Annotated in this window: 22 protein-coding genes, 1 pseudogene and 1 other annotated feature; of the genes and pseudogenes, 22 read left to right on the plus strand and 1 reads right to left on the minus strand. The window is 32.5% G+C overall.

What is annotated here, in order from left to right; genetic code table 11:
- Nucleotides 1–164 precede the first annotated feature (164 nt).
- Both LQ598_RS01200 and LQ598_RS01205 read left to right on the plus strand, forming a co-directional pair.
- Nucleotides 165–329: pseudogene (locus LQ598_RS01200) on the plus strand (JAB domain-containing protein); the annotation flags it as partial.
- A 44-nt stretch (nucleotides 330–373) separates the two neighbouring features.
- On the plus strand, nucleotides 374–652 hold the full coding sequence (locus LQ598_RS01205) for a hypothetical protein (protein WP_103323231.1): 279 nt from the start codon (nucleotides 374–376) through the stop codon (nucleotides 650–652).
- Between the two features lie 74 nt (nucleotides 653–726).
- Here LQ598_RS01205 and LQ598_RS01210 read toward each other — a convergent pair whose 3' ends face one another.
- Nucleotides 727–873: a hypothetical protein gene (locus LQ598_RS01210; protein WP_016911513.1), complete on the minus strand. Its 147-nt coding sequence runs from the start codon at nucleotides 871–873 to the stop codon at nucleotides 727–729.
- 133 nt (nucleotides 874–1,006) lie between these two features.
- On the opposite strand from LQ598_RS01210, the gene LQ598_RS01215 reads away from it, so the two are divergent.
- From LQ598_RS01215 to LQ598_RS01310, 20 genes are all read left to right on the plus strand, one after another.
- Entirely contained in the window at nucleotides 1,007–1,462 is a 456-nt protein-coding gene (locus LQ598_RS01215; RefSeq protein ID WP_239745120.1) for a DUF4930 family protein, read from the plus strand.
- Between the two features lie 101 nt (nucleotides 1,463–1,563).
- Nucleotides 1,564–2,421, plus strand: coding sequence for a rod shape-determining protein MreC (gene mreC / locus LQ598_RS01220; protein ID WP_016911515.1), 858 nt, complete (start codon nucleotides 1,564–1,566; stop codon nucleotides 2,419–2,421).
- Nucleotides 2,421–2,924 (plus strand): rod shape-determining protein MreD, encoded by a 504-nt coding sequence (mreD, locus tag LQ598_RS01225; RefSeq protein ID WP_016911516.1) that lies wholly within the window; start codon nucleotides 2,421–2,423, stop codon nucleotides 2,922–2,924. The genes mreC and mreD overlap by 1 nt, the downstream gene beginning before the upstream one ends.
- A 59-nt stretch (nucleotides 2,925–2,983) precedes the next feature.
- Nucleotides 2,984–3,058, plus strand: a sequence feature (ribosomal protein L21 leader region).
- A 12-nt stretch (nucleotides 3,059–3,070) separates the two neighbouring features.
- Nucleotides 3,071–3,379, plus strand: a complete 309-nt coding sequence (gene rplU, locus LQ598_RS01230; protein WP_016911517.1) for a 50S ribosomal protein L21 — start codon at nucleotides 3,071–3,073, stop codon at nucleotides 3,377–3,379.
- A gap of 3 nt (nucleotides 3,380–3,382) precedes the next feature.
- The gene (locus tag LQ598_RS01235; protein WP_016911518.1) at nucleotides 3,383–3,703 is read left to right on the plus strand and encodes a ribosomal-processing cysteine protease Prp; all 321 of its coding nucleotides are present in this window, start codon (nucleotides 3,383–3,385) and stop codon (nucleotides 3,701–3,703) included.
- A 10-nt stretch (nucleotides 3,704–3,713) separates the two neighbouring features.
- Nucleotides 3,714–3,998, plus strand: a complete 285-nt coding sequence (rpmA, locus tag LQ598_RS01240; protein WP_016911519.1) for a 50S ribosomal protein L27 — start codon at nucleotides 3,714–3,716, stop codon at nucleotides 3,996–3,998.
- 78 nt (nucleotides 3,999–4,076) lie between these two features.
- Nucleotides 4,077–4,634 (plus strand): Spo0B domain-containing protein, encoded by a 558-nt coding sequence (locus LQ598_RS01245; RefSeq protein ID WP_239745121.1) that lies wholly within the window; start codon nucleotides 4,077–4,079, stop codon nucleotides 4,632–4,634.
- A gap of 2 nt (nucleotides 4,635–4,636) precedes the next feature.
- Nucleotides 4,637–5,926 (plus strand): GTPase ObgE, encoded by a 1,290-nt coding sequence (obgE, locus tag LQ598_RS01250; protein ID WP_016911521.1) that lies wholly within the window; start codon nucleotides 4,637–4,639, stop codon nucleotides 5,924–5,926.
- A gap of 12 nt (nucleotides 5,927–5,938) precedes the next feature.
- The gene (locus tag LQ598_RS01255) at nucleotides 5,939–6,400 is read left to right on the plus strand and encodes an ACT domain-containing protein (protein ID WP_016911522.1); all 462 of its coding nucleotides are present in this window, start codon (nucleotides 5,939–5,941) and stop codon (nucleotides 6,398–6,400) included.
- Nucleotides 6,401–6,414: 14 nt separating this feature from the next.
- Complete coding sequence (ruvA, locus tag LQ598_RS01260) at nucleotides 6,415–7,005, plus strand: Holliday junction branch migration protein RuvA (protein ID WP_016911523.1); 591 nt, start codon at nucleotides 6,415–6,417, stop codon at nucleotides 7,003–7,005.
- A 28-nt stretch (nucleotides 7,006–7,033) separates the two neighbouring features.
- Nucleotides 7,034–8,014, plus strand: a complete 981-nt coding sequence (gene ruvB / locus LQ598_RS01265; RefSeq protein ID WP_371868264.1) for a Holliday junction branch migration DNA helicase RuvB — start codon at nucleotides 7,034–7,036, stop codon at nucleotides 8,012–8,014.
- Nucleotides 8,015–8,030: 16 nt separating this feature from the next.
- Nucleotides 8,031–9,056, plus strand: coding sequence for a tRNA preQ1(34) S-adenosylmethionine ribosyltransferase-isomerase QueA (gene queA / locus LQ598_RS01270; RefSeq protein ID WP_016911525.1), 1,026 nt, complete (start codon nucleotides 8,031–8,033; stop codon nucleotides 9,054–9,056).
- A gap of 15 nt (nucleotides 9,057–9,071) precedes the next feature.
- Nucleotides 9,072–10,211: a tRNA guanosine(34) transglycosylase Tgt gene (tgt, locus tag LQ598_RS01275; RefSeq protein WP_016911526.1), complete on the plus strand. Its 1,140-nt coding sequence runs from the start codon at nucleotides 9,072–9,074 to the stop codon at nucleotides 10,209–10,211.
- A 12-nt stretch (nucleotides 10,212–10,223) separates the two neighbouring features.
- Nucleotides 10,224–10,487: a preprotein translocase subunit YajC gene (gene yajC, locus LQ598_RS01280; RefSeq protein WP_016911527.1), complete on the plus strand. Its 264-nt coding sequence runs from the start codon at nucleotides 10,224–10,226 to the stop codon at nucleotides 10,485–10,487.
- A gap of 168 nt (nucleotides 10,488–10,655) precedes the next feature.
- Nucleotides 10,656–12,947, plus strand: coding sequence for a protein translocase subunit SecDF (secDF, locus tag LQ598_RS01285; protein ID WP_107556789.1), 2,292 nt, complete (start codon nucleotides 10,656–10,658; stop codon nucleotides 12,945–12,947).
- A gap of 180 nt (nucleotides 12,948–13,127) precedes the next feature.
- A complete protein-coding gene (gene recJ / locus LQ598_RS01290; protein ID WP_107556790.1) occupies nucleotides 13,128–15,422 on the plus strand; it encodes a single-stranded-DNA-specific exonuclease RecJ in 2,295 nt (764 codons plus the stop codon).
- Nucleotides 15,422–15,940: an adenine phosphoribosyltransferase gene (locus LQ598_RS01295; protein ID WP_016911530.1), complete on the plus strand. Its 519-nt coding sequence runs from the start codon at nucleotides 15,422–15,424 to the stop codon at nucleotides 15,938–15,940. Before recJ ends, LQ598_RS01295 begins: the two co-directional genes overlap by 1 nt.
- 143 nt (nucleotides 15,941–16,083) lie before the next feature.
- Nucleotides 16,084–18,273 carry a RelA/SpoT family protein gene (locus LQ598_RS01300; protein WP_107536705.1) on the plus strand — a complete coding sequence of 730 codons (2,190 nt, stop codon included), beginning with the start codon at nucleotides 16,084–16,086 and terminating at the stop codon, nucleotides 18,271–18,273.
- A 13-nt stretch (nucleotides 18,274–18,286) separates the two neighbouring features.
- On the plus strand, nucleotides 18,287–18,739 hold the full coding sequence (dtd, locus tag LQ598_RS01305) for a D-aminoacyl-tRNA deacylase (RefSeq protein ID WP_016911532.1): 453 nt from the start codon (nucleotides 18,287–18,289) through the stop codon (nucleotides 18,737–18,739).
- The gene (locus LQ598_RS01310) at nucleotides 18,736–19,608 is read left to right on the plus strand and encodes an N-acetylmuramoyl-L-alanine amidase family protein (RefSeq protein ID WP_016911533.1); all 873 of its coding nucleotides are present in this window, start codon (nucleotides 18,736–18,738) and stop codon (nucleotides 19,606–19,608) included. The genes dtd and LQ598_RS01310 overlap by 4 nt, the downstream gene beginning before the upstream one ends.
- Nucleotides 19,609–19,889: the final 281 nt, after the last annotated feature.

The following is a 19,889-nucleotide window of genomic DNA, read 5'->3' on the forward strand; positions in this document are numbered from 1 at the left end:
AGTTTTTTTATTTGTGGTACATTCTTCTGACCGTAATCAATTGTCATCTAATAATTACATTGTATTTTTTCATTTGATTTAACACGTTAAATATATGTTCTTAAAGTAAAAACATTGATGTTAATGGATTTTTAGTAATTTACTCTTGATAAGATCCGACACCCTCGTTAGAAGACATTAAAACAACTAAACGTATACTATATTGCTGCGATTTAATGGGTATAGATTTACTTGATCATATCATTATAGGTGATGGAGAATTTATCAGCATATTCGAAAATGACTTTATTATGCGTGAAGACATGGAAATTAATGATTTTAATGAATAATTCAATGTTATAATGTAATTAAAAATGAGTCAGGAGTTTTTAGTTTGCAAATCATTACATTTATTTTAGTTGTTTTACCACTATTATTCATTATATCTATTTTTCAACGAAAAAATAAAAGAGCAATCGTTAAAAAAGATTACGGGATTATTATGGTGTTAGGTATTATCGGTGTCTTTTTAGCATCAATATTACTCACTTTAACAAATGATGAATCATCACTTTCATTTAACGTGATACTCGGGTCAATAGGTGCAGGAATCGTATGGGGTGTTTTAGTTTCAGTTACTTTATTCGTATTAAAAAAACTATTAAACAAATAAACACAAAAAGAGCCAACTCGTATTTAATAATGAGTCCGCTCTTTTTTATTTGTCATTAAAATTATTTAATTGGATCACGTAAAGTAAAGAAAACCTTGATAAATGAAGTAAATGACTAATGCAATAATGGCTAACTTTATGACCACTCTTAATAAGCCAACAAAAAATCTGAAAAAGATAATTAAAAACAAGATAGCTAAGAATATATATAATAATTCCATTTTTTTCACCTCTTTGACAAATTATATAGGACAATGAATAAAAATGCATCAGACTACAGAATGATTAAAGAGTTCAGTCCAAAGCCCGATGATGATTTATATGATATTTTTGTATAATATAGATGAATGAGAGGTGTCTATAATATTGAGATGGTTGTTCAGATTAATTAGAAATTTATTAGCGTTATTAGCTATTGTAATTATAATCGTAATTGTATATAGAAATGTTCCTGCTATAAGTGATTTGAATCCTTTTGATCATAGTAGTGATCAAGAGACTGGAGAAATGTCTCCTCAACGTGCAAATTCTACTTATACTATAGAAGATAATCCGTTGTTACAAAATGTGCCTTTAGGCCAAACTAAACAGGCTTTTAAATGGATCAACAAGAGTGAGTTTATGGACGTTTCAGGATTAGAACGTATGGGGTATGATGAGGATTATGTAGCAGGGCAACGTGGTACCGAGTATATTCTATATAAGTTTGGTGAACCTAAGATGTATGTATACCAGACTGAGCAAGATTTAATTAATGATTTAAGTGAAATGAACTCAAATATAAAATTATTACCAAAAACTGCATATTAAATTGTTTTTTCGGCAGTCTCTCACTTTATTTAAAGTGAAGTGTAAGCTAAAATAGTAATATCATTGTTATTTAGACATTTGAAGATTAAGAGGTGTTTAGATTGTCGAATTTTTTAAAAAATAATAAATTGATGTTTTTTCTTATTTCTATGGTCTTATTAATTGTGATAGTTGGTTATTCAGTGAGAGCACAATCTGCATCGCTTAGTGAACAATATGCGAGTGATACATCTTCCTTTGGTGGAAGAGTCATTTCATACCCAGTTACATTTGTATCTGACTTTTTCTCAAACATTTTCACATCTGATGAAGATGTTGATAAATTAAAAGAAGAAGTTAAAAGTACAAACCAAATTAAAGCAGATAAAGCACGATTAGAAAAAGAAAACAAAGCATTGAAAAAAGAGCTAGATATGAAAGATATTTCACAATTCAATCCAATATCTGCAACTGTTATTGCGAGAAGTCCTGATCAATGGATGAACACAATTATTATTGATAAAGGTAAAAAGAGTGGAATGAAAGAAAATATGGCTGTTCTTACGAGTGAAGGCTTAGTAGGAAGAATAAAAAAAGCTAATCAATTTTCATCACAAGTAGAATTGATATCTACAAGTGTAAAAACAAGTAAACTGTCTGTCGATATTCAACAAGAAGAAGAAAATATCTTTGGTATGATCAATCGATATGATGAAGACAAAGATTTACTTGTTATCAGCGATATTGATAATAAGTACAATATTAAAAAAGGGTCTAAAGTTGTTACAAACGGTTTAGGCGATCAACTTCCTAAAGGTATATTAGTAGGGAAAGTTGAAAAAGTAGAAAACGATGAATATGGTTTGTCTAAAGTTGCGTTTATTAAGACATCAACAAATATTAAAGATATCAGTCATGTATTTGTCGCGAAGAGAGATCCTCAAACAATACCTTCTTCAGAAGAAAGTGGTGAGGAATAATGAGATTTTACGTTATTCCTTTAATTGGCGTTATATTATTTTATTTAGATTCTTTATTAACACGACTATCACCTATACATTTATTTGGTGAAACTTTTATAATCGTTCCAAGATTAACATTTTTATATTTATTAATCATTGCAGTATACAAAAATCCTAAAGTAGCCATTATATTAGCAATAGTTACAGGTATTTTTACAGATATTTATTTCGGTGGCATTTATGGCGTGTATACTTTCGGTTATGCTATTTTTGTGATTATGATGGATAAATTATTTAAAGTATTTTATAGAGACATATTAATGATGGTTATACTTTTAATATCTTCAGTTGTATTGTTAGAAATATGGGTAATGGTCTTTTATGGATTTTTAGGTATTACGTCTTTAAATATTGGTCAGATCATTCTGTTTAGATTTATACCAACTGTTATTTTTAATTTAATATGTTTAATCATAATCTTTCCTTTTATACTTAAATTATTAGAAAGAAATACAAATTAGTTGGAGAATATTGACATCAATAGCTGTAGGTGGTACTCTATTGAAGTTGAGTAGTTTCAAGCTACATACAACCGCTCGCTTATAGGTCTTTAAAGTACGAATGTCACCTATAAATGGCGTGACTTAAAAAATTAGGAGGTGCAAGTATGTTTGCTATAATTGAAACTGGCGGAAAGCAAGTTAAAGTAGAAGAAGGTCAAACAATTTGGGTTGAGAAATTAGACGTAAATGAAGGTGATTCATTCACTTTTGACCAAGTATTATTTGTAGGTGGAGACTCAGTTAAAGTTGGATCACCTGTTGTTGAAGGTGCTTCAGTTACTGCTAAAGTTGAAAAACAAGGACGCGGTAAAAAAATCACTGTATTCAAATACAAAGCTAAGAAAAACTACAAACGTAAACAAGGTCATCGTCAACCTTACACTAAATTAACTATCGAAAAAATCAACGCGTAAGCAATGATTAATGTAGATATTAGTTTGAATCAAGAAGGGCAAGTTACAGATGTTGAGATGTCTGGGCATGCCGATTCAGGTGAATATGGCAAAGACTTAGTCTGTGCCGGAGCTTCAGCAGTAGTCTTTGGTGCTACAAATGCAATCATTGGCTTAACTGATGAAACACCTGATATAGATTACAGTGACGACGGTGGATATTTTCATATACGTAGTGTAAACTTAGAAAATGAACAAGCACAAACATTATTACAAGGCCTCATCATTTCTTTGAAAACAATCGAAGAAGAATATGGGCAATATATTAAACTAAATTACAAGTGAGGTGTAACTCATGTTAAAATTAAACTTACAATTTTTCGCATCGAAAAAAGGGGTAGGTTCTACAAGAAACGGACGTGACTCTGAATCAAAACGTTTAGGTGCTAAACGTGCTGACGGTCAATACGTTACAGGTGGTTCTATCTTATATCGTCAACGTGGAACTAAAGTTTTCGCTGGTGAAAACGTAGGTCGTGGCGGAGACGATACATTATTCGCTAAAATCGACGGCGTTGTTAAATTCGAACGTTTTGGTCGTGACAAAAAGAAAGTATCTGTATACGCAGCTGCTGAATAATCACTATATTGAGACACCAGAATTTTTTTCTGGTGTTTCTTTTTTTAATCGTATAGCGAAAATGTTATAATGTATTTTATGAATATTGATAATATGGGTGGTAAAATGAACAATTTAGATGTGTATTTAAAGTCTAGACATGATTTTGTGAATCAATTCCAGTTGTTATATACATATAAACAATTAGGCAAAGACGATGAAGTTAATTCATTACTTGATGAATTGTACAATAATCTAAAGCAAGAACAGTTGTTTTTAAATGCACCTTGTAGAAAATTTGTTCAAGAAGTATTTGAACACAAAATATCTACGTCAGGCTCTAAATGGACATTTGAAATTGAATGCTCATATGACAAATATTATCAAAAGAATCTAGAATTATCAGATAGTGTAATGTTGGATATTTATCAAACTTTAAAAAGTGTCATTAAAGAGCAATGTGATGATATTCAGTTAGGCTTGCGCTTAACAGTTGAAAAAGAATTTGTTATTTTAAATATATTTCTTAATGAAATGAATTTAAATGATGAACAATTAAAAATTATGTTTTCTGAGTATAATGTAGAGATTTTATCAGAAGACGATAATGACAAAGAAATAGAATTTTTTATTAATATAAATGAATTAGAGGTGTAAACATGTTTATAGATCAGGTCAAGGTTTCGTTAAAAGCTGGTGATGGTGGTAACGGTATCGTTGCGTTTCGTCGTGAAAAGTATGTTCCATTTGGTGGTCCAGCTGGAGGCGATGGAGGTAAAGGTGCGTCTGTTATATTTGAAGTAGATGAAGGTTTACGTACGTTGTTAGACTTTAGATTTCAAAGTAAATTTAAAGCGGAAAAAGGCGGAAATGGCCAAAGTAGTAACATGCACGGTCGCGGTTCAGACGACTTAGTATTAAAAGTACCACCTGGTACAATTGTTAAAAATTCAGAAAATGAAGAAGTTATAGCAGACTTAGTTGAACATGGTCAACGTGCTACAGTCGCTAAAGGTGGACGCGGAGGTAGAGGAAATTCTAGATTTGCTTCTGCAAGTAACCCTGCGCCAGATTTTTGTGAAAATGGTGAACCAGGCGAAGAGCTGGATGTCGTATTAGAACTTAAACTAATGGCAGATGTAGGACTTGTAGGTTATCCAAGTGTTGGTAAATCAACATTACTATCTATTGTGTCAAAAGCAAAACCGAAAATTGGTGCATATCATTTCACAACAATTAAACCTAATTTAGGTGTCGTTCAAACAAATGATGGTAGAGGATTTGTAATGGCAGATTTACCTGGTTTAATTGAAGGTGCATCAGAAGGTGTTGGACTAGGACACCAATTTTTAAGACATGTCGAAAGAACAAGAGTCATCGTTCATATAATTGATATGAGTGGTATGGAAGGAAGAGATCCATACGATGATTATGTTACAATTAATCGAGAATTAAAATCTTATAACGAAAATCTTTCTAGAAGACCACAAATAGTAGTGGCTAATAAAATGGATTTACCAGATTCAGAGACACAATTAGACATGTTTAAAGAGCAATTAGAAGAGGAAGTCAAAATCATTCCGATAAGTACTGTTACGAGAAAAAATGTTGATCAGTTACTGTATGAAATTGCAGATTTATTAGATGAAACTGAAGGCATGGACTTTGACAGTGTTGAAGAAGAAACAGGCGTTCATAGAGTTGTTTATAAACATGAAAAATCAAGAGATCATTTTGTTATTACAAGAGATGACGATGGTGCGTATGTTGTGTCTGGTAACTCTATAGAGAGATTATTCAAGATGACCGACTTTAACCAAGATTCAGCTGTAAGAAGGTTTGCGAGACAAATGCGTTCAATGGGTATAGATGATGCATTAAGAGAACGTGGCGCTTCAAATGGAGATATCGTAAGAATATTAGGTGGAGAATTTGAATTTGTCGAATAGGGCGTGTTCCAATTGAAAAAATCAAATGAATCAACAAAAAGGTTTTATTTAATTAGAGAAGATGTTTTACCAGAATCTGTTCAAAAAACAATTAAAGTTAAAAATGCTTTATTAAAAAATAACAATCTTACAATTTATGATGCAGTTAAAGAATTTAATTTATCAAGAAGTGCGTTTTATAAATATAAAGATACAATATTCCCGATTGATAGACTGGAAGAACAAACAAGAAATTTAACTTTGATTTTATACGTACAAGATGAAGTTGGTATGCTGGCGACTGTCTTGAATAAAATAGCTGAAGTTAATGGTTCTGTTCTGACGATTCATCAAAGTTTACCAATGAAAGATAGAGCTACTATTACAATTTCATTAAATGCTACAAATATTGAATTATCGTTAGAAGAATTAATGGATGCAATAAAAGAAAGCCCGTATGTAGATGAAGTAGAAATCATCGGAATGAGTATGTAAAGGAAGTTATTTAAATGTATGCATATATTAAAGGTAAAGTTTCACAGTTATATCCATCCCATATTGTTGTAGAAGCAAATGGTATTGGTTATGAAATTCAAACACCAAACTCTTATCGTTTCCAGTCACAATTGGAACAAGAAACACAAGTTTATACACAATTAATTGTTCGTGAAGACGCACAATTATTGTATGGCTTCGTCAATCTTGAAGAAAAAGATATGTTTTTAAGCTTAATCAAAGTTACTGGAATAGGACCTAAATCAGCTTTAGCTATTTTAGCTTCTAGCACGCCAAATGAAGTGGCAATTGCTATTGAAAATGAAAATGAAGCTTATTTAACGAAGTTTCCTGGTATTGGTAAAAAAACTGCAAGACAAATCATATTAGATTTAAAAGGGAAATTAATTATAACTGAAGAGTCAGAGTTATTCCCTGAAAGTAATCAGTCAGATTATGATTTGTTAGATGAAGCTTTACTAGCATTAGAAGCTTTAGGATATTCTAAGCGCGAAATAAGCAGAGTTAAAAAAGGGTTAGAAAAAGAATCGTTTGATACAGTTGATGCATGTGTTAAAAGAGGTTTAGCATTACTTATTCAGTAAATGAGGTGATTTTTTGGATGAGCGATTAATGGATGAACATGAGCATGATGAAGATATTCAAAGTGAATTGTCATTAAGACCTGACACTTTAAACCAATATATAGGTCAGCATAATATTAAGTCTAACTTAGATATATTTATTAGAGCAGCAAAATTAAGAGAAGAACCATTAGACCATTGTTTACTTTATGGTCCTCCAGGGCTTGGTAAAACCACTTTAGCACATATTATTTCAAACGAGATGGACGTTAACTTGCGTACAGCAAGTGGCCCTTCTATTGAAAGACCAGGTGATTTAGCGGCGATACTTTCTGCTTTACAACCTGGTGATGTACTTTTTATAGATGAAATACATCGTCTCAGTAGAGTGGTTGAAGAAGTGTTATATCCGGCAATGGAAGATTTCTTCTTAGATATTGTTGTTGGTAAAGGTGAAGAAGCGAGAAGTATTAGGATTGATTTACCGCCATTTACGTTAGTAGGCGCAACTACTAGAGTAGGTAGTTTATCAGCGCCCTTAAGAGATCGTTTCGGTGTGCATTTGAGATTAGAATATTATGATGATGAAAGTTTAAAAGAAATCATTAAACGTACTGCTGAAGTCTTTAATATTGAGATTGATGATAGAAGTACGAATGAACTATCTAAACGTAGTAGAGGTACGCCTCGTATTGCAAACAGGTTGTTGCGTAGAGTTCGTGATTTTGCTCAAGTAGAAGGCAAGCAATCTATATCAATGGATATAACAAAACACGCGCTTGATTTGTTACAAGTAGATAAAGAAGGGCTGGACCACATAGATTATAAAATTATGCACTGTATATTAAATAATTATAAAGGTGGACCAGTTGGATTAGATGCAATAGCTGCGACTATAGGAGAAGAGCGTATAACGTTAGAAGATGTTTACGAACCTTATTTAATTCAAAAAGGATTTATAGAAAGAACACCTCGTGGTCGTCGTGCTACAGCAATCAGTTACGACCACTTCGAATTTAAAAAGGATTAGGAAAGAGGAACAGTTTGTGAATATTGAAGATTTCGATTTTGATTTACCTGAATCGTTAATTGCACAAACACCACTGTTAGATAGAGAAAGCAGTAGGTTGCTTAAATGTAATAAAAAAACGGGTGAATTAGAAGATTTAACATTTAAAGATGTTGTAAACGAGCTTATGCCGGGTGATTGTTTAGTTTTAAATGATACTAAAGTTATGCCGGCTAGATTGTTTGGTCTAAAAGAAGAAACAGGCGCTAAAGTTGAAATGTTAATGCTTACTCAACATGAAGATAATGAATGGGAAGTGTTAATAAAGCCTGCTAAAAGAATAAAAGTAGGTCAGTCAGTATCTTTTGGAGAAGGGAAAATAATTGCGACTTGTGTTAAAGAATTAGAACAAGGCGGAAGAATAATGAAACTTTCTTATGAAGGTATTTTACAAGAAAGGCTAGACGAACTTGGTGAAATGCCTTTACCTCCATATATTAAAGAGAGATTAGATGATCAAGATAGATATCAAACTGTTTATGCTAAAGAGGTAGGTTCTGCTGCTGCGCCAACTGCGGGATTACATTTTACTGAACATTTATTACAAGAAATAGCTGCAAAAGGTATTCATATTGCGTTTATTACGCTACATGTTGGATTAGGTACGTTTAGACCTGTAAGTGTAGATAATATTGATGATCATGAAATGCATTCTGAATATTATCAGATGACAGCCGAAACAGCTGAATTATTAAATCGCGTTAAAGCAAATGGTCATAAAATCATATCGGTTGGTACAACCTCTACTAGAACTTTAGAAACAATTCGTTCTAAAAACGAAAAATTTGTAGAGCAAAGTGGATGGACAGATATCTTTATTTTTCCGGGATATGAGTTTAAAGCGATTGATGGCCTTATTACAAATTTCCATTTGCCTAAATCGACATTAATTATGCTTGTTTCAGCACTTTCAACTCGAGAGAATATACTTAATGCATATAATCATGCAGTAGAAGAAAAATATAGATTTTTTAGTTTTGGAGATGCAATGATTTTAATATAGAAAAGGAGTAACGACATGCCTGCAGTAACATATGAGCACATAAAGACTTGTAAGCAGTCTGGTGCAAGATTAGGAATTGTTCATACGCCACATGGTTCATTTGAAACACCAATGTTCATGCCAGTCGGAACAAAAGCAACTGTTAAAACGATGAGTCCTGAAGAACTTAAACAAATGGAAGCTAAAATCATACTAAGTAATACCTATCATTTGTGGTTACAACCTGGAAGTGATATCATTTCTAAAGTGGGTGGATTACATAAGTTTATGAATTGGGACGGACCTATTCTTACCGATTCTGGAGGATTTCAAGTATTCAGTTTAAGTGATATGAGAAAAATCGAAGAAGAAGGTGTACATTTTAGACACCATTTAAATGGGTCTAAATTGTTTTTAAGTCCTGAAAAAGCAATGCATATTCAAAACGATCTTGGTTCAGACATTATGATGGCATTTGATGAATGTCCGCCTATGCCTGCTGAATATGAATATGTAAAAAATTCTATCGAGAGAACATCGAGATGGGCAGAAAGATGTCTTGAAGCACATCAACGTCCTGAAGATCAAGCTTTATTCGGCATAATCCAAGGTGGAGAATACAAAGATCTTAGAGAGCAAAGTGCTAAAGATTTAGTTTCACTTGATTTCCCCGGCTATGCAATTGGTGGCTTGTCAGTAGGTGAACCAAAACCTGTTATGTACAAAATGGTTGAACATACTGCACCATTAATGCCATTTAATAAACCAAGATATTTAATGGGAGTAGGTTCTCCAGACGCATTAATCGAATGCTCTATTAGAGGAATCGATATGTTTGACTGCGTATTACCTACACGTATAGCTAGGAATGGTACGTGCATGACTTCTCAAGGTAGAGTTGTGATTAAGAATGCTAAATATCAGCAAGATTTATCACCACTAGATCCTGAGTGCGATTGCTACACATGTCGAAACTATACTAAAGCATATTTGCGTCATCTGATTAAAGCAGATGAAACATTTGGAATTCGTCTTACTACATATCATAATTTATATTTCTTATTAAAACTTATGGAGAATGTTCGCCAAGCAATAAGAGAAGATCGATTACTTGATTTTAAAGATGAATTTTTTGAACAGTATGGACTGAATGTAGATAACCCCAAAAACTTTTAAAGGAGCTTGAATATGGAAGTATTAGTACAATTATTACCTATTATTTTAATTTTCGCACTTGTATGGTTCTTAATGATTAGACCACAACAAAAACGTGCAAAAGAGCATCGTGAATTATTAAACCGTTTAGAAGTTGGTCAAAAAGTTACTTCAATCGGTGGCATTAAAGGAACAGTTAGAGCAGTTGACGAATCAATCGTTGTTGTATCTGTTAATGACAAAGGACAAGAAATTACATTTGAAAAACCAGCTATTAAACAAGTAGACCCTTCATAAAATAGTTTACTTTTTAAGGAAATTGGTTTAATATTATGTATCATATTTAATGTTAAAAGACATGGTTATCCATGTCTTTTTTTGATAGATAAATGTTTTGGCTATTCAATCACTGTTAATGTATGCTATAACATATATAGTGAATTAAATTAAGTAAGAGGTGTTATCGTGAAAAAGCGGAGTAGAATTATAGCCTTTTTGCTTCTTGCAGTGTTGGTCTTTAGTTTAATAGGAACAACTACAAAAGATATAACAAAGAATGTAAATTTAGGTTTAGACTTACAAGGTGGATTTGAAGTATTATATCAAGTTAATCCTTTAGATAAAGGTGACAAGATAGATACTGATGCGGTTAAATCTACTGCGAAGACTTTAGAATCGCGTGTCAACGTATTAGGTGTTTCTGAGCCGAAAATACAGGTTGAGGAAGGTAACAGAATACGAGTTCAATTAGCTGGTATAAAAGACCAAAATGAAGCTCGTGAAGTACTTTCTACACAAGCGAATTTAACGATCAGAGACGCTAAAGATAGAGTTTTATTATCTGGTAAAGATTTAGTTCAAGGCGGCGCTAAACAAGGATTTAAAGATAATACAAACGAAGTTGCAGTGACACTGAAATTAAAAGACGCTAAAAAATTCAAAGAAGTAACTGAAAAAGTTTCTAAGATGAATCCTAATCTAATGGTAATTTGGATGGATTATGAAAAAGGTGACAGTTACGCTAAAGAAGCTAAAAAAGAACAAGAAGGTAAAAAACCGAAATTTATTTCAGCAGCAACTGTAAGCCAACCAATCAACTCAGAAAACGTTGAAATTTCTGGTGGATTTGATGGTGAAGAAGGCGTTAAAGATGCTAAGCAAATCGCTGATTTATTAAATTCAGGATCCTTACCTGTTAAATTAGATGAAGTTTATTCGACATCGGTTGGTGCTCAATTCGGTAAAGATGCATTGAAAGAAACTGTACTGGCTTCATCAATCGGTGTAGGTATCATTTTCTTATTCATTCTTGTATATTATCGTCTGCCAGGTATCGTAGCTGTTATAACGCTAAGTGCTTATGTTTACTTAACATTATTGGCATTTAACTTTATATCCGGTGTGTTAACACTTCCTGGACTTGCAGCCTTAGTTTTAGGTGTAGGTATGGCAGTCGATGCTAACATTATTATGTATGAACGGATTAAAGATGAGTTGCGGATAGGAAGGACATTGCAACAAGCCTTCAAAAAAGGTTCGGGATCTTCATTCATTACGATTCTGGATGCTAACTTAACGACAATTTTAGCAGCCTTAGTGCTATTCGTATTCGGTGAAAGCTCTGTAAAAGGATTTGCTACAATGTTATTATTAGCAATCTTAATGAGTTTTGTTACTTCTGTATTCTTTACAAGAGTCTTGTTATCACTACTTGTTAACTCAAACTATTTCAAGAAAAAATATAATTGGTTTGGTGTTTCTAAGAAAGATAGACATGATATCAGCGAAAGATTGGACGTACATGATTTAAAATCTGTATACGACAAAATTAATTTTGTTAAACTAGCTAAACCATTACTGACGTTTAGTTTAATCACCATCATTGTCGGTGCGATTATTGTATCCATATTTAGATTGAATTTAGGTATCGACTTTACTAGTGGTACGAGAGTAGATTTACAATCTGATCAAGCAATCAAAACTGAACAAGTCTCTAAACAGTTTAAAGATATGGGATTAGAACCGTCACAAGTTACAACAAGTGGCAAAGGTAGCAAGATGGCAACAGTCCAATTTAAAGATGCGTTAAATAAATCAGAAATACAAAAAGTCAAATCAGACTTCGACAAATCGTTAGGTCATGATCCTAACGTCAGCACAGTTTCTCCAGTTGTTGGTCAAGAATTAGCTATGAATGCACTTAAAGCTATGGTTTATGCAGCGTTAGGTATTGTTCTATACGTGACATTCAGATTCGAATGGCGAATGGGTACGACTGCAGTGTTAGCATTATTACATGATGTGTTCATGATAGTAGCGGTATTCAGTCTGTTTAGACTTGAAGTAGACATTACATTCATAGCTGCAGTACTTACGATTATCGGTTATTCCATTAACGACACCATCGTTACGTTTGACCGGGTGAGAGAGAACTTACGCAAAGTTAAAGTCATTGAAAAGCCAGAAACAATTGATATGATTGTTAACTCTTCAATTAGACAAACTATGACGAGATCGATTAATACAGTGTTAACCGTGGTTATTGTTGTAGTTGCATTATTAATACTTGGTTCACCAAGTATCTTCAATTTCTCATTAGCATTATTAATTGGTTTAGTGTCAGGTGTATTCTCATCTGTATTCGTTGCTGTCCCACTATGGGGTATGTTGAAAAAACGACAACTTAAGAAAACAGACAACGGCAAATTAGTTGTTTATGAAGAAAAGAAATCAAACGACGAAAAAATACTTGTATAAATCAATAAAGAATCCTGTCCTCGAATATGAGGCAGGATTTTTTTGTTTTTTAATGCAAATAGATTTTATGAATAGTTAACAATGGTCGTAAGCGCTAGCTTTTGTTATGCTTAATTTGTTTAGTAGAGAAAGTACTATTTTTCATGTATAATGTTTTGAGTAGAAATGAGGAGATTTGTTATGACTAAAGCGCGTTATCAATGGCTTGTATCTGAAAATAATCAAGATATTGATCAACAAATTATAAAAAAATTTAATATTTCCCCACTGTTAGAAAAAACATTAATTTCTAAAGGCTATACAACAGAAGATAAAATTGAAAAATTATTATCTAAAGAAGTTTTGTTCCATGATCCTATGTTATTAAGTGATATGGAAAAAGCGACTTCAAGAATACATAAAGCAATTGAAAATGATGAAAGAATATTAGTTTATGGAGACTATGATGCAGATGGTGTAACCTCTACGACAATTCTTGTAAAAACTTTAGAATCTCTAGGTGCGACTGTTGGATGGTATATTCCAAATAGATTTACTGAAGGATATGGTCCTAGTGAAGCGGCATTTAGAAATGCGCATGATGAAGGCGTAACTTTAATTATCACAGTAGATAATGGTGTGCAAGGTCATCATGAAATAGATGTGGCTAATGAATTAGGGATTGATGTTATCATTACAGATCACCATGAATTTGGTGAAACAAAACCAAATGCATACGCAATTGTTCATCCTATGCATCCAGACTTTGATTATCCATTCGAGTTCTTAGCTGGAGTCGGTGTTTCTTATAAACTGTCAAAAGCACTTAAAAATGATTTGCCTGAATCATTCCTTGGACTCGTTGCAATAGGGACTATTGCAGACTTAGTGAGTTTAACGGATGAGAATAGATACATGGTTAAACAAGGGTTGCGCATATTAAATGAAGATCCATCACCAGGTATTAAAGCACTTTTAAGTGTAGCTGACTTTAATGACGAAGTGAGTGAACAAACAGTTGGCTTTATTATAGGACCAAGGTTAAACGCTGTTGGTAGACTCGATGATGCTAGATTAGCCGGTGAGCTACTGATGAGTGAGGATTATGATGAAGCGACATTTCTTGCTGAAGAAGTGGATCATTTTAATACTGAAAGAAAGGCTATTGTTGAAACAATTACAGAAGAAGCCATGCAATTGGCAGAAGTCGAAATTCAACAAAATGCTCAATTTTTAATTCTTGCAAAAGAAAATTGGAATGAAGGCGTACTTGGAATTGTTGCTTCTAGAGTTGTTGAAAAATTTAATTTACCGACAATTGTTTTAAACGTAGACATCGATCAAAATCATGCTAAAGGGTCAGCAAGAAGTATTGAGCAAGTTTCAATGTTTGAATTCCTTCAAGCACATGGAGATCTTATTCAAAAGTTCGGTGGCCACCATATGGCAGCTGGTATGACTTTAGAAATCGATGCGATTGAACCTTTAAAAACAGCTTTAAATGAAGAAATGTCTAAATTAACTGACGGTAAACCATTATTGCCGCAATTAATAGTTGATGCAGAAATAGACACTTCGGATATTACAGTGGATAATATCTTTGATTTAGAAAGGTTGAGACCTTTTGGTACTGATATAGCGGCGCCAATATTTTCAATAAAGAACGTGCAAGTTAAATCTGCTAAAGGTATTGGTCAAGGTGAAAAACATCTTAAATTAACTTTAACTGATAAAAATATTGCAGCTTTGCATTGGAATTTTGGCAATTTAGTTCATGATATATCAAATGATACATCTATAAATGTTGCAGGAAGTTTAAATGTTAATGAATGGAATAGTCATCAGTCACCTCAAATCATTCTTAAAGATTTAGAATTAAGTAATGAACATACAATTTTTGATTATAGAAGTAAAAACAAACATGATTTACTTAAAATAAATCAAGACAATGCATTGTTTGTCATTAATAAATCTGAAGAAAAAGTGAATGATCAATATATTTATTACGGTGAAGGTTATGACAATGAAATCGAAACATGTGTTTTAAGAGATTTACCTGAAGATATAGAAGCGTTTAAACGTACTTTGAGTTCAATCAATGCCGAGAAATACTATTTAGTGTTTAAAGGACAATCTAATTCATATTTTGAAGGTATGCCTAATGATCAGAAATTTAAAGCAGTTTACAAAGCATTATATACTAAAAAAGAAACAAACATTCAAAGTGAAGGTATGAAGCTATGTGAAGCTGTAAAAATAAAACCTGATCATTTAAAGTTCATTTTAAATTGCTTTTACGAGCTTAACTTTATTACAATAAATAATGGTATAATTGAAATCAATAAAGATGCGGAAAAGAATGAGATTCAAAACGCACCATTATATCAAGCAAAAAAACAACAAATAGAAATAGAGAAGACATTGTTGTACAATGACAGTCAATCAGTTATTAACTGGGTTCAATCATTGTTAAACAACACTGAGGAGGAAGTATAATGGATTTAAAGCAATACGTTTCAGAAGTACAAGATTGGCCTAAAGAAGGCGTGAATTTTAAAGATATTACAACAATTATGGATAATGGTGAAGCATACAAATATGCTACAGATCAAATTGTTCAATATGCACATGACAAACAAGTGGATATAGTAGTTGGACCTGAAGCAAGAGGTTTTATCATTGGATGTCCAGTATCTTACGCTATGGGCATCGGGTTTGCACCAGTACGTAAAGAAGGTAAATTACCACGTGAAGTGATCCGCTATGAATATGATTTAGAATATGGATCTAACGTTTTAACGATGCATAAAGATGCTATTAAACCTGGTCAACGTGTGTTAATAACAGACGATTTATTAGCAACTGGTGGCACAATTGAAGCAGCGATACATTTAATTGAGTCATTAGGAGGCATAGTCGTAGGTATTGCTTTCTTAATAGAACTAAAATATTTAAACGGCATTGAAAAACTTAAAGGCTACGATGTTGTTTCTTTAATTTCGTATGACGAATAAAATAACACAGTAATAAATAAAATAGTCACAACGTGACTATTTTATTTTTAATTTAATTATCACAATTAACTGTGGCGTATTACTATTAATAATTGCTATAATAGTAATATTAAAGAGAAATTATATGATGAGGTGGTGTCCCTATGAATAAAGAATATCCTTATAGTGCTGATGATGTATTATATAAAGCTAAAAGTTACTTATCTAAAGACGCATATCGTCTTGTTGAAAAAAGTTATGATTTAGCTTTTAAAGCGCATCAAGGACAAATTAGAAAGAATAATTTGCCATATATCATGCATCCTATACAAGTTGCTGGTATTTTAACAGAAATGAAACTAGATGGCCCAACAATTGTTGCAGGCTTCCTTCATGATGTTATTGAGGATACACCTTATACGTATGATGATTTAGTAGAGATGTTTAATGAAGAAGTCGCAATTATCGTTGACGGTGTTACAAAATTAAAAAAAGTTAAATATAAATCTAAAGAAACGCAACAAGCTGAAAATCATCGTAAATTATTTATAGCCATCGCAAAAGATGTGCGTGTAATTTTAGTTAAATTAGCTGATAGACTACATAATGTTAGAACTTTAAAGGCAATGCCTAAAGAAAAACAAAAAAGAATTGCTAAAGAAACGCTTGAAATTTATGCACCACTTGCTCATAGATTAGGTATTAACACAATTAAATGGGAATTAGAAGACATTTCATTAAGATATATTGATAGTGTTCAATACTTCAGAATAGTTAATCTTATGAAAAAGAAAAGAAGCGAGCGAGAAACATATATAACAAATGCCATTAAAGATATAGAATCAGAAATGGGCATTATGAGTATTTCTGGTGATATTAGTGGTAGACCAAAACATATCTATAGTATTTATAGAAAAATGGTCAAACAAAAGAAACAATTTGAACAAATTTTTGATTTATTAGCTATTAGGGTAATTGTTCCATCCATTAAAGATTGTTATGCAGTATTAGGACTTGTCCACACTTTATGGAAACCTATGCCTGGTAGATTTAAAGATTATATAGCTATGCCTAAACAAAACATGTACCAATCATTACATACAACAGTTGTAGGCCCAAACGGGGATCCTTTAGAAATTCAAATAAGAACATTTGAAATGCATGAGATTGCTGAACACGGGGTTGCAGCACATTGGGCATATAAAGAAGGTAAAAACTTAAGCAATAAGTCAGAAGTGTACTTACAAAAAATGAGCTGGCTACAAGAAATCGCTGAAACGGATAATACATCTCCTGATGCTGAAGAATTTATGGAATCATTAAAATATGATTTGCAAAGTGATAAAGTTTACGTGTTTACTCCAGAAAGTGATGTTGTTGAATTGCCGTATGGTGCAGTGCCAATTGACTTTGCGTATGCCGTTCATAGTGAAGTAGGTAATAAAATGATCGGTGCGAAAGTTAATGGGAAAATAGTGCCAATCGATTATAAACTTTCAACTGGTGATATCGTAGAAATTAGAACGAGTAAACATTCATACGGACCAAGTAGAGACTGGTTAAAAATTGTACGTTCATCTAGTGCGAAAAGTAAAATTCGCAGTTTCTTTAAAAAGCAAGATCGTTCTGCCAATATTGAAAAAGGTAAATTTATGATAGAAGCAGAAATTAAAGAACAAGGATTCAATGTAGATGATGTCCTTACATCGGAAACCATCAAAATTGTAAACGATAAATATAATTTTTCTAATGAAGATGATTTATACGCTGCGGTAGGTTTTGGAGGTATTACAGCACTACAAGCTGTTAATAGACTTTCTGAAAAAATTAGATTAGAACGCAAAAGACAGTCGCTTAATCAAGTTCAAGAAGTGAGTAAATCTATTCCTATTAAAGAGGATATTAGAACAGAAACTGGCGTTTATGTTGAAGGTTTAGATAATATGCTTATTAAACTTTCTAAATGTTGTAATCCGATACCTGGTGATGACATCATAGGATATATCACTAAAGGTCATGGTGTTAAAGTTCACCGTAAAGATTGCCCAAACATTATAAATGAAACGGAACGATTAATTGATGTTGAATGGGTTAAAAATTCAAACGAACAGAAGAGTTATCAAGTAGATTTAGAAATTACTGGATATGACAGAAATGGCTTACTTAATGAAGTGCTTCAAGTTGTCAATGCAATTAAAGTTCAGTTAGTGAAAGTATCTGGAAAAGCTGATATTGATAAGAATGCTGTTATTAATATAAGTGTTATGGTAAAAAACGTGAACGATGTATATCGAATCGTCGATAGAATTAAACAATTAGGTGATATCTATACAGTAAGCCGTGTATGGAATTAAGAGGTGAATATTTTTGAAAGTTGTTTTGCAAAAAGTAAGTCAAGCAAAAGTAACATCTGAAAATAGTCAAAATGAAATTAATCAAGGATTTTTGTTATTAGTCGGTGTTGGACAAGAGTCAACTTATACAGATGCAGAAATATTAGCTAAAAAAATTGCTAAAACGAGAATTTTTGAAGATAGTGAAGGAAAAATGAATTTAGATATTCACCAAGTTGAAGGTGAAATATTATCCATATCACAATTTACAATATATGCTTCTGTTAAAAAAGGGAATAGACCTGGCTTTTCAAATGCTAAAAGTCCCGACGAAGCTTTGAAAATCTATGAGTATTTTAATGAGCAATTAGCATCATATAATATTAAAGTTAAAACAGGTGAATTTGGCGCACATATGGACGTGTCATTAACGAATGATGGACCAATTACAATTATTTTTGAAAGTAAGGATGGTAACATTCAATGAACCGAATTAATTTATGGTTTAAAAAAAGGAGAATAAAGCCTGTCCCAGTCATTGGTGTAGCGGTCTTACTGATTGTATTATTAATTATTATTATAAGCTTGTTAATACCAAATGAAGATGAACCTAAAACGTTATCCATGAAAGAAGATGGGGAACTTAGGACGGGACCAGCAGCATATTATCCTATCATTTTTGATGTGAAAAAAGGTGACAACTTTGAAATTACCGATCGAAAAGGTAAATGGTTTGAAGTGAAAAATGATGACAATGAAAAGGGTTGGATTGCAGGTTGGCATACTAATTTAGATATAAAAGAAGATGTGAATCCAGTCTTAAAACCATTGAAAGATAAAGTAATCGTATTAGACCCTGGTCACGGTGGCAGTGATCAAGGAGCAGCCAGTTCTAAACATAAGGATGTAACTGAAAAAGTGATTACTTTAGAAACAGCTAAAGAACTTAAAAACATGTTAGAAGATGAAGGCGCCAAAGTTAAAATGACGAGAACAACAGATGAATATGTTAAATTAAAAGATAGACAAGAAGATGGTGACGTATTTATTAGTATTCATAATGATGCACTTGATTCTTATGCACCACATGGTTTAACAGTTTATTATCATCATGATACTCAAAAAGATTTTGCGAAGACGTTACACACATCTATAAACCAAAAATCAATTCTGTCAGATAGAGGCGTTAGAAACGAAAACTTCCAAGTTATTCGTCAAACTAAAATGCCAGCTGTCTTACTGGAATTAGGTTATATCAGTAATCCAACTGATGAAGATTTAATAGTAGATCGAAAATATCGACATATCGTAGAAACAGGGATTGTTGATGGCTTGAAAGTTTACTTTTCAAATTAGATATTGACTGTTTCTGCTTATGAAGGTAATATTAATATAAATTACGAAATAACTTATACACCGCATATTCTTGAATAGTGTACAATTTAGGTGATAAACAGAGATTATAACACATGCTGAGAGTTATAAAGATACCGCGTATACTTTTGAACACAAGAAGAGGGAACCTTATGAAAGTAAGGTCGGTTAACACCCGTTACAATGTTGTGAAGTGAGTATTCATATATAATGAATACTAATTAGGGTGGCAACACGGAAAATTCGTCCCTTGTATGTATATG

The organism is Mammaliicoccus sp. F-M27 (assembly GCF_022387115.1).
Taxonomy (GTDB): domain Bacteria; phylum Bacillota; class Bacilli; order Staphylococcales; family Staphylococcaceae; genus Mammaliicoccus; species Mammaliicoccus vitulinus.